The sequence below is a fragment of the Ketobacter sp. GenoA1 genome, from assembly GCF_003671475.1.
Classification (GTDB): Bacteria; Pseudomonadota; Gammaproteobacteria; order Pseudomonadales; family Ketobacteraceae; genus Ketobacter.
In genome coordinates this window covers 193,691-208,653 of sequence record NZ_RCHM01000045.1, presented here as the reverse complement: position 1 = coordinate 208,653, position 14,963 = coordinate 193,691, and the positions used below count along the sequence as shown (strand labels likewise).

Sequence of the window (14,963 nt, the reverse complement as noted above, 5' to 3'; positions counted from 1 at the left end):
TGTATATTTAGGCCAAACGAAAATTAACGAAAATAATGAGCAATAAAAACCTTTTTAGAATAATAAAATTAGGGCGGTCTGGGTCGGCCAGTCAACCTACTAAAGTAGGATTGTGTGCAAGGTTTGAAATTTCTCACAGAATTTCTCTACATTTTCTGGCTTGGTGTAGCCTGGGGGTGCAGTCAGGAGCCTGGTTGCAACCGTATTGGTTAAGGTACAGGACAACAAAAAACGGATGCTCCTACTACGTACCGTTACAGACCAGCCGTGCATAGAATAATAGAATGATGCGCGGGGCAGGTGGCATTGACCTGAATGCAGGCGACGCCAGTCTGAAAATGAGCAGTAAGGCAGGATTGCAACATGGCGATTGGAAAATGGTTACTGGCAGGATTGATGTGGGGGGCAGCGGCGCACTTGACCGCCGCCCCTGAGGTGCGCGTTGAAGGGCTGTTCAAGGGCGCTGCGGTACTCAAGATTGATGGCCAGCAGGTGATGCTGAAGAAAGGGCGCTCCCACAGTAGCGGGGTGACGCTGGTGGATGCCAACGCACACCGCGCCATCGTCGAGATCGATGGCCAGCGGCATGAGCTGGCACTGCACATGGCTATGGGGGGCACCTACCAGCAAGCAGACGTCACGCAAGTGGTCATTCGCAAGAACGATAACAATCAATATAAGGTCAATGGCAGCATCAACGGTCAACCGGTCCATTTTCTGGTGGATACCGGCGCCAACACCGTCGCCATGAATGAAATACAGGCCCGTAATCTGGGGTTACTCTATAAAATGGACGGGCAGGAATCCCGGGCGGTTACCGCCAGCGGAGTGGTTTCCACTTGGGTGGTGACGCTGAACGCGGTGAAGGTGGGTGAAATCAATGTGCCAAACGTCAGGGCCGTTGTCATTGAAGGCGCCTATCCACAGGAAGTGCTACTTGGAATGTCCTATTTGGAGTATGTAAAGATCCAGGAACACAACAGCGTTTTGATGTTGGAGAAGAAATTCTGATTTAATAGCGGCTTCCAGTTTTGACTTGGGAGTCGCTGATGAGTCACACCGCAAAAACCATTCTGGTTGCCAATCGGGGCGAAATCGCCGTCCGTATAATTCGTACCTTGTCTGAACTGGGGTGGCGCTCCGTGGCGGTGTACGCTGAAGACGATTCCCTGTCCCTGCATGCATTGAAAGCCGATATTGCCGTACCCTTGAGTGGGTCCGGTGCCTCCGCTTATCTGGATCAGGCGCAGATGATCGCCATCGCCCGGCAGCATCAGTGCGATGGTGTGCATCCGGGTTACGGCTTTCTGAGTGAAAACAGCGATTTTGCCCGTGCCTGCGAACAGGCTGGTCTGGTGTTTGTGGGGCCGGACGCAGACACGCTGGCGCTGTTTGGCGATAAGGCCCGAGCGCGGGCGCTGGCGGCAGAGTGTGGGGTGCCGGTGCTGCAGGGAATGGATCACTCGGTTTCGCTGCAGCAGGCAGAGGCGTTTTTCGCTCAGTTGCCGGCCGGCAGCGCGATGGCCATCAAAGCCATTGCTGGTGGTGGTGGCCGTGGGTTGCGGGTGGTCAGAGACAGTGCGCAACTGGCTGCAGCCTACGCCCGCTGTCAGTCGGAAGCTGAAAGCGCGTTCGGCGATGGTTCGGTATATGTTGAGCAGTGGGCCCCGGCGGCGCGCCACATCGAGGTTCAGGTGCTGGGTGACGGTAGTGACTGTGTGCATCTGTATGAACGTGAATGCTCATTGCAGCGACGCCACCAGAAAGTCATCGAGATGGCACCCAGTTGTCATCTTTCCCCTACGCTTAAGCACGGGTTATTTGAGGCCGCATTGGCCATGGCGCAGCGTGTTGGCTACCGCGGTTTGGGTACCTTTGAGTTTCTGGTATTTGAACAAGCCGGTGATAGCCGGTTTGTTTTTATCGAGGCCAATCCCCGTATTCAGGTGGAGCATACTGTTACTGAAACCATTCTGGGTCTGGATCTGGTGGCGTTGCAGCTGGCGGTGGCCTTTGCTGCTCCGCTGGCTGAGTTGCACGTGGATGGCCTGTCACCCTCCGGTTTTGCGGTGCAGGCGCGCATCAATCTGGAGGCTTTGCAGGCCGATGGTGAGGTAAAACCCGCCGCCGGCAGGATTACGTCGTGGGATGTACCGGGTGGACACGGTGTGCGCGTGGACAGTTATGTGTACAGTGGTTACCAGACCAGCCCCCGCTACGATTCCATGGTGGCCAAACTCATTGTGCACAGTGCGCGGCCGGATCACTCCGCCGCCCTGCGTAAGCTGTCCCAGGCGCTGCAGGAATTCAGGATCGGCGGATTGGCATCCAATCTGTCGGTATTGCGCAATCTGGCCTGCCACCCGGATGTATTGAATGGCGCGGTGGATACGGGCTTTATCGATGCTCACATGGCGGAATTAACCCAACCCGAAGAAAGTCTGCTGCCGGCGCGCGACGCCGGAGCGGATGAGTCAGGCCCGCAGTGGGTGTTGACCGACAACAGCATCGCGGCCCCCATGCAGGGCTCCGTTGTTGCTATCAGTGTTGAATGTGGCCGGCAGGTGAATAAGGGTGAAGCCCTGTTGATCATGGATGCCATGAAGATGGAGCATGTCATTGAAGCACCCGGTACCGGTTATGTGGAATCCTTTCTGGTGGCGGACGGTGATGGGGTAATGGAAGGGCAACCCTTGCTGGTGTTCCAGTTGAGCGATCAGCAGGGGCAATCAGCGCAGCAGGATGAGGTACTGGATCCGGATGCCATTCGCCCCGACTTGCAGGAATGCATTGACCGTCACGCATACGGGCTGGATGAGAACAGGCCGGACGCTGTTGCCCGGCGTCATGGCAAGAGGCAACGTACAGCCCGCGAAAACATTGCCGATTTATGCGATGACGGCTCATTCGTTGAATACGGCCCACTGGTGATTGCCGCTCAGCGGCGACGTCGTACGCTGCAGGATTTGATGGAGAACACACCCGGTGATGGCATGGTCACGGGGTTGGGATGCATCAACAGTGAGCTGTTCGGTGATGATGCCGCCCGTTGTGTGGTAATGACTTACGATTACACCGTGCTGGCGGGCACCCAGGGCATTCAAAACCATCACAAGAAAGACCGCATGTTCGAACTGGCGGAACGCATGCAGGTGCCGGTGGTGTTGTTCAGTGAGGGGGGCGGTGGCCGTCCGGGTGATACCGATGGTTTGGGGTCTTCTGCCGGACTGGACTGCCTTGCCTTTCTGTATTTTGCTCGACTGTCGGCGTTGGTGCCCCTGGTGGGCATAGCCAGTGGCCGTAACTTTGCCGGTAATGCCGCGTTGCTGGGCTGCTGCGATGTGGTCATCGCAACCCGCAACGCCAATATCGGTATGGGGGGCCCTGCCATGATCGAAGGCGGCGGCCTGGGTGTGTATCGGCCGGAAGAGGTGGGCCCGGTTTCGGTTCAGGCCGGCAATGGTGTGGTGGATATTGTGGTGGAGGATGAGCAGGCCGCCACCGCCACGGCGAAACGCTACCTTTCCTACTTTCAGGGTGACCTGTCGCAATGGCAGGCTCCGGACCAGCGCCTGCTGAGGACACTTATTCCTGAAAACCGCCTGCGGGTTTACAGTGTGCGGGCGGTTATGGACGGGTTATGTGATATTGATTCGGTGTTGGAACTGAGATCCGGGTTCGGAAAGGGAATGGTCACCGCATTGGCCCGGATTGAAGGGCGTGCGGTGGGTGTCATTGCCAATAATCCGGAGTATCTGGCGGGTGCTGTGGACGCCGACGGCGCCGACAAAGCGTCCCGCTTTATGCAGATGTGCGATGCATTTGATATTCCTTTATTGTTCCTGTGTGACACACCGGGAATCATGGTGGGGCCGGAAGTGGAAAAAACGGCGCTGGTGCGTCACGCGGCCCGAATGTTTGTAACCGCAGCCAGTCTGACCGTGCCCTTCTTTACGGTGGTGTTGCGTAAGGCCTATGGCCTGGGCGCCATGACCATGGCAGGCGGCTCCATGAAGGCACCGTTGTTCACCCTGTCCTGGCCCACCGGGGAATTCGGTGCCATGGGATTGGAAGGGGCCGTGAAACTGGGGTTTCGCAAGGAACTGAACGCCATAGCAGACCCGCTACAACGGCAGGCCCGTTTTGAGGAAATGGTGGCGGAAATGGTTGAGCGGGGAAAAGCCGTCAACAACGCCACCTTTTTTGAGTTTGACGACGTTATTGATCCGGCGCAGACACGGCACTGGATTGTGGCAGGCTTACAGTCAGCACCGCGGCCACGGGCGCGGCATGGCAAAAAACGCCCGTGCGTGGATACCTGGTAAGGTATTTATGGCGTGGTCAGAGCCGGCTTGATTTCCCTGAGCTGGCTTTGAATGCGGACGGTGTTACGGGGGCCCATGCGCCACAACAGTTTTTCCACGTCAGTGGCAGCCTCTTTTTCTGGATCGGCATAGCGATAGTACACCGCGGGTTGCTTCAGCTTTATGGTTTCTGTCGCCAAAGGCCGGACCGATAAAACCCGGTCGATGGCAGCCAGCATCCGGTCGTGGAACGCGCCGGGTTGGCCCAACTCTTTGTACGCCTCCTCCAGCAAAGGGCTCCAGGCCCGGTAGTAATGGGCTACCAACTCCGGGTCCAGGGCCACGAACGCGTCCACCAGTGGTTCCGTTCTTGCGTAATTGCTTTGTGCCAGTACGGGTTCAGCTTCGCTGCCGGTGACGGCAAATGGCGCGATGGCAACGCTCAAGGGCCGGTTTTTCACCGGCACCTTGCCCATGGCCATGTTGTCCACCAGCAGTACCCACTTGCGCAGCTGCTCTTTAGGGGTAAGCCACTGCACCGCTAAAGTGGAAAGATCCTTTACTGCCGCCAGCACCTGTTGGTCGCTTTGATCCAGTTCAGCGGGTGCCTCCACCAGAGTTGGTATGTTGCCTGCAGGTTGGGCAGCGGCGGATTCAGCGTCGGGCAGGGCAGAAGTGGACGGTAAATCCCGTATCACGGGGTGTACTTCCTTTGCTGCCGGGGGCTGCGATGTTTCTTGGTCGGCAACCGGAGCAGGCGGCGGTGGTGGTGTTTGTTCGGAATGCCACAACCAAGCCAGCCCGGCGCCTACCAGTAATGTCATAAAGATGCCAAAAACGACGGGTTTCATATGAAAACTCCCCCAGATTGTTATACTTGGCCCACCACTTTACCTGATTTGAGTACGTATTGGTCAGGCATAAATGGTGATATGGAAATTTTATCAATCATATAGTAACAATCAATTTTGTATATGATCGGTAAATCCCTATTATACCTTCATCAGCTTAACAACACCTTAGACCAGGAGGAAACATGGCGCTGATTAATTCAGAAATCAAACCGTTCACTACAATGGCATTCAAGGATGGCGAATTTGTAGAAGTGTCCGATACCGATGTTAAAGGCAAGTGGGCAATCTTCTTTTTCTATCCTGCCGACTTTACCTTTGTGTGCCCCACTGAACTGGGCGACGTAGCTGATCACTATGAAGAGCTGCAGAAGCTGGGCGTGGAAGTATACTCTGTTTCCACCGACACCCACTTCGTTCACAAAGCATGGCACGATGCTTCCGAAACCATCGGCAAGATCAAATACTACATGCTGGGCGACCAAAGCGGCACCATTACCAATAACTTTGGTGTGATGCGCGAAGGTCAGGGTCTGGCGGATCGTGCCACCTTCCTGGTGGATCCGGACGGCATTATCCAGGCTATGGAAATCACTGCAGAAGGTATCGGCCGTGACGCTGACGATCTGATGCGTAAAGTGAAAGCGGCTCAGTACGTGGCTGCCCACCCCGGTGAAGTATGCCCCGCAAAATGGAAAGAAGGCGAAGCCACGCTGGCTCCCTCTTTGGACCTGGTCGGCAAAATCTAAGATCGATTTTGCTGGCGGCGATACCGGAAGGGGAGCTGGTCTCCCCTCCGGGATCGCAAACTATTAAACCGTTCGTTGTAGTCAGTAATCAGGTGTGTGTCCCATGTTAGATGCAAATTTGAAAGACCAGTTGAAAACCTACCTCACCAATTTGAAACAGAAAATTGAATTGGTAGCGTCCCTTGATGATTCTGCCAAATCCGGAGAAATGCTGGCTTTACTGCAGGATGTGGCCTCCCTGACTGACAAGATCACCGTGAAGGAAGTGCGTGACGACGCAGAACGCAAGCCGTCGTTCCGTATCAATCGCCCTGGTGAAGACATTTCAGTGCGTTTCGCAGGGTTGCCCATGGGGCACGAATTTACCTCACTGGTATTGGCGCTGTTGCACGTGGGCGGTCACCCTCCCAAGGAAGATCAAACATTGCTGGAGCAGATTGCCCTGCTCGAAGGGGATTTCGAGTTCGAAACCTATATCTCCCTTTCCTGCCACAACTGTCCGGTGGTGGTGCAGGCGCTGAATCTGATGGCGGCGCTGAACCCCAATGTCAAGCACACCATGATCGATGGAGCCCTGTTCCAGGACGAAGTGGATAGCCGTCAGATTATGGCTGTCCCCACGGTTTACCTGAATGGCAAGGAATTTGGCGCCGGCCGCATGACCCTGGAAGAAATCCTCAATAAAGCGGACTCCAAGGCCAGCGAACGTCAAGCGCAGGAACTTAATGACAAAGAACCCTATGATCTGTTGGTCGTGGGGGGTGGTCCGGCAGGTGCTTCGGCTGCGATCTATGCCGCCCGTAAAGGCATCCGCACCGGCATCGTCGCCGACCGTTTCGGCGGTCAGGTGATGGATACCCTGGCAATCGAAAACTTTATTTCGGTGCAGGAAACCCAGGGCCCGAAACTGGTGGCACAGCTGGAAGAGCACGTGCGCCAGTATGAAGTGGATATCATGACCAACCAAAAAGCGGTTGGCCTGGTTACCGGTTCACAGAAAGGTGTTCAACTTGAGAACGGTGCCACTTTGAAATCCAAGGCCCTGCTGATTGCAACAGGTGCCAGCTGGCGCGAAATGAACGTGCCGGGAGAACAGGAATACCGCGGCAAGGGGGTGGCCTACTGCCCCCACTGTGATGGCCCCTTGTTCAAGGGTAAGCGGGTGGCCGTTATCGGCGGCGGCAACTCCGGGGTAGAGGCAGCCATTGATCTTGCCGGCATTGTTTCCCATGTCACCCTGATCGAATTCGACAACAAGTTGCGGGCGGACGCGGTGCTGCAAAAGAAACTGAACAGCCTGTCCAACGTGACGGTGATTGTGTCGGCCCTCACCAAAGAAGTGCTGGGCGATGGCAATAAGGTGGTGGGCCTGACCTACGAAGATCGCACCAATGGTGGCATGCACGAACTTGAGCTGGAGGGTATTTTTGTCCAGATCGGGTTGGTGCCCAACAGTGCTTGGGCCAAGGATGCCATCGAACTGGCACCCCGTGGCGAGATTATTGTTGATGCCCACGGCCAGACTTCAGTACCGGGCATATTCGCCGCCGGAGACGTCACCACAATACCTTATAAGCAGATCATCATCGCCATGGGTGAAGGCGCAAAAGCCTCACTGGGTGCGTTCGACTACCTGATTCGATCCTCGGTGGAGGATGACGAGCAGACGGACGCTGCCTAAACCGGGTTGGATCCCCGGTGCACGGGTCATTTTGAGCGGGGTGACCTGTGCACCGGTGCGATTCCGGACTAACCTGATGACATTCTGTTCCTTATAGAATTCGGCGATTTGGTTTGTATTTGCTATTCTTAGGCTGGTACCCACGGATGAGAACCATCCTGCCTAGAGGGATAGAATTACATGACGCAGGCCGATAGCCTACCAGCCTTCCAGAATCAGGCCCCTGCTCTCAGCGACAGCGTGATACTGATCATCGATGATAATCCCAAGAGCATCAAAGCATTAAGCCTTATTATCCGTGACTTCGGCCAGGTTATTTTTGCCACCTCAGGACAGTCCGGCATTGCTATGACCATGAAAACCAAGCCGGATCTGATTTTGCTGGATGTGGAAATGCCCGGTATGAATGGTTATGAAGTGTGCCGGCAATTGAAGGCGGATGCGGCTACCCGCAATTGCAGTGTTATTATTGTGACCTCCCACAGTTCCGTAGATCACGAGGTGGCTGCACTGGAGGCCGGGGCAGCGGATTTCATTACCAAGCCGTTGAATGCACCCTTGGTTCGGGCACGGGTGAAAACCCAGTTGCTGGTAAAAAAGCAGGCGGATGAGCTGCACCGCCAGGTTGAGCAGGATGGGCTGACCGGAATTTATAACCGACGCTATTTTGATCAGCAGTACGCGCAAGAGTGGCGTCGGCATCAGCGCCAGCGCAGCCCTCTGGGGTTGGCGTTAATTGATGTAGACTTTTTCAAAGCGTATAACGACCATTACGGGCATCAGCAGGGTGATGAATGTTTGCGGCAGGTGGCCAAAGGGCTGCATTCTGCTTTGCGGCGGCCCGGGGAAACAGTGGCACGCTATGGCGGTGAAGAGTTTGCCGTTATATTGCCCTACACAGAACTTGGCGAAGCGCAAAAAATCGGACTTTGGCTGTGCGAAAGTATTCGGGATCTGCAGTTGCCTCATGCCCAGTCGGAGGTGGCCGCACACGTCTCCATCAGTGTTGGTTTGGCCAGTTGTGTGCCCGATGGCCGCAGCCTGCCAACCAGTTTGCTGAGTGATGCGGATGATGCGCTGTATAAAGCCAAAGCCAATGGCCGTAACAGGGCGGTGGTGAGCGATCGAGTGATAGATTAGAGCATGATCTCAACCCTAAAATTGGTGTTATGTGAACCTTAGTCGGTCAGGGGCGTTTTTGAACAGCGCATCGCTAGCGGCATTGTATCTGTTGTTGGCGGTGTTTTCCTATGGGGTCGCCAGTGACGCCCAAGGTATTGCCCTGGTCTGGCTGCCGTCCAGTGTGGCCGTCGTCTGGGTTATGGCCAGCCGCCGTTCCCAACGGCTTTATCTCTATGGTGTGGTCTTCCTCGCCAATGTCATAGTTGCCTGGTTATATGGCAGCGGCCTGCCCTGTTCGTTGGGTTGTTCGGTTGCCAAGCTGGCCGGCATTATGGTCGCGGTGGGGCTGTTGGGGCCATTCTACGGCAGAGCACTTACGGTACGTGATTCCGCCTATATTTTTTCCGGGTATTTGTTGCTGGCCGCCCCCGTTTCCGCCGCGATTGGGGCAACCCTTGTCTGGTTGGCCAATCCGGTTGAATGGAGTACCGCAGCGATGAACTGGTGGTTGGGAGAGACCATCGGAGCCGTGCTCTTATTGCTGCCTTCCCTCGCATTTTTCAATATGGACCAGAGCAACCGGCTGACCAGCGGAGTTTTGACTTCGGTGCTGGTGCAATTGGGCGGCCTCTTTGTCATCAGCTTTATTGTTCTGACCTTTGCGCTGCATCCGTTTGCTTACCTGGCGTTACCCTTAATGGCGGTGGCCCTGGCCTACGGAATGTTGCGGGTTGCCGTGTTGGCGAATCTGGTATTTCTGGTATTGGGGGCCGGCATTGCCTGGGGCTGGTGGGCGTTCCCCCTGATGAATGCCCAGGATGATCCCCGTGGCATCTGGGCGGCCAGTGCGGCGGTTATCTTTGGCCCGATGATCCTGGGTTTGGCCATGGATGAGATTCGGCGCCGACAAGCCGAATTAACCACACTGGGGGAACGATTGAACCTGGCTTCCCAATCGGTGGACCTTGCACTGTGGGATTGGGATGTGAAAAGCGGTGAGATTTATTGGGATAACCGCATGCGTCAGTTGTATGAAATTGGCCCCTATGATGAACCCCTGGCCGTACCCCAGTGGCGGGAGAAGCTGCATCCTGATGATGTGTTGCATGCCGAAACCAATCTGAACGATGCCCTGGCCGGCAAGGCGGAATACAAAACCCAGTTCAGAATTCAGCGCAATGACGGCAGTTATCGTTCATTGCAGGCAGCCGGTATTGTGATTCGTGACAACAGTGGCGCAGCAGTACGCATGGTGGGGATGAATTGGGATGTGAGCGAACTGGTACGTGCTCAGCGGGCGGTTAAAACCGCCGAGGACAAACTCAATGCGGTGATTGAGGCGGCCAGTGAGTTTTCCATTGTTGCCACCAATCAGGAAGGGCTCATTGAGGTGTTCAGTGCCGGCGCGGAACGTCTCTTGGGCTACAAGCGAGAAGATATAGTGGGTCAACAGACCCCGGCATTGTTTCATGATGACGCGGAGGTGCGGGAGGAGGGTGAGCGCCTGACCTTGAAACTGGGCTATGAGGTTGAAGGTTTTGAAGTCTTTGTGGCCCAGGCTCGACAGGGGGTGGCGGTATCGCGGGAGTGGACCTACCTGCGTAAGGATGGTCGCAGGATTCCGGTCAATCTTACCGTGACCGCAATCTATGATGATCTGGGCAAGATCACGGGTTACCTGGGTGTGGCGCGTAACATTATTCAGCAGAAAATCGCCGAACGGGAAATCCGTGCGGCACACAGTGTACTGGAGCAGCAAATCAAACTGGCGCAGCAAATGCGGGATGAGTTTGAATCCCTGTTTGAACTGGCCCCCGGAGCCATGTTGGTGTTGGATGGCGAAGGCTGTGTGGTGAATGCCAATAGCCGGGCTCACCAGATGTTTGCTACTGAACACACTATGTTGGGGCGCAGTATTACGCTCTATTTGCCTGACTTCAATTTATATCATCAATCCATATCCAAGCCCGTAAAGGGCTCCCACAGTGAGCAGGAATGGCTGGCCAATCGAGCCGATGGCGAGCGCTTTGAGGCACTGTTGGAATACGGCCCATTACTGCTCAACGGGGTGGTGCACACCATCGTTAATGTATACGACATATCCGAGCAGAAGGAAGCCGAACGTGCACTGCAGCGATCCCGTGATCTGGCGGAGAGCGCCAACCGGGCGAAAACGGAATTTCTGGCCAACATGAGCCATGAAATTCGTACACCACTCAACGCAGTATTGGGTGCGTCACAATTGCTGGGCTACACCTCACTGGATAAGAATCAGAGTAATCATGTGGGCATGATCAGTGCGGCAGGTAAAGCATTACTGACGTTGCTCAATGATGTGTTGGACGTGTCAAAAATTGAAGCGGGCAAAATGGAGTTGAGTCGCGCGCCGTTTGCACTGGATGATGTTATTGAGGCTTTGGCAACCATCATGTCAGGAAACGCGGCCGATAAAAACCTGGAGTTGATTATTGATGTGGCGCCAGAGATGCCCCGTGGTTTTATCGGCGATGAGATGCGTTTTCAGCAGATTCTGGTGAATCTGGCGGGGAATGCCATCAAGTTTACCGAACAGGGTGAGGTGGTGGTTCAGTTTGCGTTGCTGTCATTGGAGGCCAATCAGGCCCGCATCCAGATCCGTGTCAGGGATAGTGGGATCGGCATGGATGATGGGCAACGCGCCCGCTTGTTCAGCGCGTTTTCCCAGGCCGATACCTCCATTACCCGGCGCTTTGGCGGTACCGGATTGGGGCTCACCATCTGTAAGAAGTTAATCGAGTTAATGCAGGGAACGATCGATGTTCGCAGCACCCCGGGTGTTGGTTCAGAGTTCTGCTGTCAATTGGCGCTGGAAGTGGATACCAGCCTGGAGCATGACGTGCCGGTGGCTCAGCCTGCCAGGCGCGTGCTGCTGGCTGATGCCAGCCCGGCCTCGGCCAGCGCTCTGGTGGCCAGCTGTGAGCGGTTGGGGTGGGTGTGTGAAACCGTCGCCGATGTGGTGCAGGCGCGGCAGCGTCTGACCCGGGCCGATACCGATTTCGACGTGCTGGTGTTCAACCAGAACCTGCCGCACGCGGAACAGCTGACCACGCTTGAGCGGGGTATCCCGACGGTCAAACTGATGGGCAGTATGAACCACGAAGCCTTGATGAGAAATAATCTGACAGAAAGCCGGGTGGTTATCCTGTCCAAACCGGTGACGGCATCCACGCTGCTTGATGGTGTTAACGAAGCCTGCCTGCGCTACAGTAACCGCACTGTGGAGCCAATCAAACCGGAAGAAAAGCCTTTGCCCCGTCTTGATGGTGCCCGTCTTTTACTGGTGGAAGACACCGTATCGAACCAGGTGATCATCGAGGGAATCTTCGAACAGGTGGGTGCGCAGGTGGATGTTGCCGCAAACGGTGTTGAAGCACTGGACATGTTGTCGGAGTGTGCGGGGCGCAGCCAATACGATGCGGTGCTGATGGATGTGCAGATGCCGGTCATGGATGGTTTTACCGCTACCAGGAAAATTCGTGAGGAGCTGAAGCTATCGCTTCCTATCATTGCCATGACCGCCGGTGTGCTGGCATTTGAAAGGCAGCAGTGCATTGACAGTGGTATGAACGATTTTGTAGGTAAACCGCTGGATATACCTGCGATGCTGGAAACGGTATGCCGTTACGTATCCCCGCGGGTGGCGGCACCGCAGCAGCAGGTGCCGGCAGCCGCCACCGAATCGAACTCGAAGGATTTCCCCCAGGTTGTGGATGGGGTGTTTAACCCGGAAAAGATCATGTCATTCGTGCGTGGCAAGCCGGCCCGGGAGAAGGACATCATTAATATGATTGAGCGCATTGTGACTGAAGATCTGTTGCCCCTGGAGCAAGGCCGCCAGCTGCTTGAGGATGGCAGAATTGAAGAAGCAGCGCGCCATTTTCATACCTTGAAAGGGACCATGGGTAATTTCGGTGGCGATAAGGTGATGCAGGCGTCCCAGGCTCTGGAGCAGGCTATCAAGCAGCAGCAGGAGGCGGAATACGAAGGGCTGTTGCAGCATTTTGGTGAGGCTTTGCAGCATATGCTGACGGTGGCCCGGTCATGGCTGCAGAGCTACCACACCAGTGCCGGGCCGCAGACCGAGGTTGATAACGGGCTCAGCATGGGGCGGGCGGCTTTTCGCGCGGCCCTGGATGATTTAAAAGACAAGTTGAACTGTTCCAATATGGATGCGGCGGAAGTGTTTACCGGCATTGCACCTGAAATCAGCAGGCGCGTGCCGGCGGACACGATGGCGTCCCTGACGGAGGCCATTGAAGAGTTGCGTTTCAATGAAGCAGCCAAACTGCTGGAAGGCCTTTAGACGGCGTTTTTATTGACTTTGCTTTGTGCCAGTAAGGTGAGGCGCTCACGTATGGATTGTTCGATTCCCTCGGCGTTCAAACCGCATTCTGCGATCATTTCAGCCGGCTTGCCGTGTTCCACATAGTAATCCGGAATACCCAGGTTCAATATGGGCAGCACGACGCCGTTCCTGGCCAGCACTTCTGATACTGCGGAACCGGCACCACCCTGTACGGTATTTTCTTCAACCGTTACCAACAGGTCATGGCGGCTGGCCAGGTCCAGAATCAGGGTTTCATCGATGGGTTTGACAAAGCGCATGTCCGCCAGGGTGGCGGACAGGTGCTCGGCGGCTTTCAGGCCGGCACTGAGTACGGTTCCAAATGAGAGAATGGCCACACCGCTGCCTTCCCGTACAATGCGGCCTTTGCCGATGGGCAGTGCGGTCATGGTTTCTTCGATTGCAACACCGGGCCCGGTGCCCCGGGGATACCGGATGGCGGCGGGCCCCGGGTAGAGGTAGCCGGTATAGAGTAACTGGCGGCATTCGTTTTCATCGCTCGGTGCCATGATGACCAGGTTGGGAATGCAGCGCATGAAACTCAGATCATAGGCGCCTGCATGGGTGGGGCCGTCTTCACCCACCAGGCCGGCACGGTCGATGCCGAAGGTGACATCCAGATTCTGCAGCGCCACATCGTGGATCAACTGGTCGTAGGCCCGTTGCAAAAATGTGGAATAGATCGCCACCACAGGCTTTTGGCCTTCGCAGGCGTAGCCCGCGGCCAGTGTGACCGCGTGTTGCTCGGCGATGGCAACGTCTTCATATTGATCCGGAAAACGCCTGGAAAACTCCACCATGCCCGAACCTTCCCGCATCGCCGGTGTGATGGCCACCAGACGTTTGTCCTGCTCGGCGATATCGCACAGCCAGCGCCCGAATATATCACTGTATTTAGGCAGTTTGGGTTTCGGTTCGGCGGTTTTAACCGGTGGCTTGGGTTCAATTTTGGACAGGGCATGATAACCGATCGGGTCTTGCTCAGCGGGATAGAAACCGCAACCTTTGCGGGTAAAGACGTGCAACAGGTGGGGCCCCGGAATTTCTTTCAACTTACCCAGATAGGTGACCAGCTTGTCCAGATTATGGCCGTCAATGGGGCCAATGTAATTCAGGCCCAACTCTTCAAACAGGGTCCCCGGTGAGACCATGCCCTTCATGTGTTCTTCGGTGCGGCGCACAAACTCCATGGCAGTGGGCATGTTCTCCAGCACTTTTTTACCGCCTTCGCGCAACGCATTATAGGTGCGGCTGGCCCAGACCCGGGACAGGTAGTTAGACAGGCCGCCGACGTTTTCTGAAATGGACATTTCATTGTCGTTCAGAATCACAATCATGTTGGCTTTGGTGTGGCTGGCGTGGTTGATGGCTTCGAAGGCCATGCCGGCGGTGAGTGCCCCGTCTCCGATGATGGCGACGTTATGGTTGTTGCGGCCCTGGGCCTGGCTGGCCAGGGCCATACCCAGGGCTGCGCTGATGGAGGTGCTGGAGTGGCCCACTCCGAAGGTGTCGTAGGGGCTTTCCGAGCGCTTGGGAAAGCCTGACAGGCCGCCCCGTTGCCGCAGGCTGAGCATGGCATCACGGCGCTCGGTGAGAATCTTGTGAGGGTAGGTCTGGTGGCCCACATCCCACACCAGGTTGTCTTCCGGCGTATTGAACACGAAATGCAGGGCGATGGTCAGCTCAACCACCCCCAGTCCGGCACCGAAATGCCCACCGGTCTTGCCCACCGCGTACATCATGTAATGGCGCAGCTCCTGCGCCAGTTGCGGCAGCAGTTCCTGATCCAGCTGGCGCAGTTGGGCCGGGTTATCGATCAGGTCCAGCAGCGGGGTACTGGGACGTTTGAGCGGGATTTCGGTAAACATCAAT

General features: G+C 55.8%; 8 protein-coding genes. 6 read left to right on the top strand and 2 right to left on the bottom strand.

The window, feature by feature from the left end:
* Nucleotides 1–363 precede the first annotated feature (363 nt).
* Nucleotides 364–1,011: a TIGR02281 family clan AA aspartic protease gene (locus D9N13_RS21445; RefSeq protein ID WP_290594017.1), complete on the top strand. Its 648-nt coding sequence runs from the start codon at nucleotides 364–366 to the stop codon at nucleotides 1,009–1,011.
* 38 nt (nucleotides 1,012–1,049) lie between these two features.
* Nucleotides 1,050–4,325, top strand: coding sequence for a carboxyl transferase domain-containing protein (locus D9N13_RS21440; RefSeq protein ID WP_290594016.1), 3,276 nt, complete (start codon nucleotides 1,050–1,052; stop codon nucleotides 4,323–4,325).
* 5 nt (nucleotides 4,326–4,330) lie between these two features.
* On the opposite strand, the gene D9N13_RS21435 is transcribed toward D9N13_RS21440, so the two are convergent.
* Nucleotides 4,331–5,155, bottom strand: coding sequence for a DUF3014 domain-containing protein (locus tag D9N13_RS21435; protein WP_290594015.1), 825 nt, complete (start codon nucleotides 5,153–5,155; stop codon nucleotides 4,331–4,333).
* A 185-nt stretch (nucleotides 5,156–5,340) separates the two neighbouring features.
* Between D9N13_RS21435 and ahpC the strand changes: the two genes are divergently transcribed.
* The 4 genes from ahpC to D9N13_RS21415 all read left to right on the top strand — a co-directional run bounded on the left by ahpC (nucleotide 5,341) and on the right by D9N13_RS21415 (nucleotide 13,049).
* Entirely contained in the window at nucleotides 5,341–5,904 is a 564-nt protein-coding gene (ahpC, locus tag D9N13_RS21430) for an alkyl hydroperoxide reductase subunit C (protein ID WP_290594014.1), read from the top strand.
* A gap of 103 nt (nucleotides 5,905–6,007) precedes the next feature.
* Nucleotides 6,008–7,585 (top strand): alkyl hydroperoxide reductase subunit F, encoded by a 1,578-nt coding sequence (ahpF, locus tag D9N13_RS21425; RefSeq protein WP_290594013.1) that lies wholly within the window; start codon nucleotides 6,008–6,010, stop codon nucleotides 7,583–7,585.
* Between the two features lie 180 nt (nucleotides 7,586–7,765).
* Nucleotides 7,766–8,725, top strand: coding sequence for a diguanylate cyclase domain-containing protein (locus tag D9N13_RS21420; RefSeq protein ID WP_290594012.1), 960 nt, complete (start codon nucleotides 7,766–7,768; stop codon nucleotides 8,723–8,725).
* A 58-nt stretch (nucleotides 8,726–8,783) separates the two neighbouring features.
* Complete coding sequence (locus D9N13_RS21415; protein ID WP_290594011.1) at nucleotides 8,784–13,049, top strand: PAS domain S-box protein; 4,266 nt, start codon at nucleotides 8,784–8,786, stop codon at nucleotides 13,047–13,049.
* Here the strand turns inward: D9N13_RS21415 and dxs are convergent.
* Nucleotides 13,046–14,959 carry a 1-deoxy-D-xylulose-5-phosphate synthase gene (gene dxs, locus D9N13_RS21410; protein WP_290594010.1) on the bottom strand — a complete coding sequence of 638 codons (1,914 nt, stop codon included), beginning with the start codon at nucleotides 14,957–14,959 and terminating at the stop codon, nucleotides 13,046–13,048. The two genes, D9N13_RS21415 and dxs, sit on opposite strands and share 4 nt — an antisense overlap.
* Between the last annotated feature and the right edge of the window lie 4 nt (nucleotides 14,960–14,963).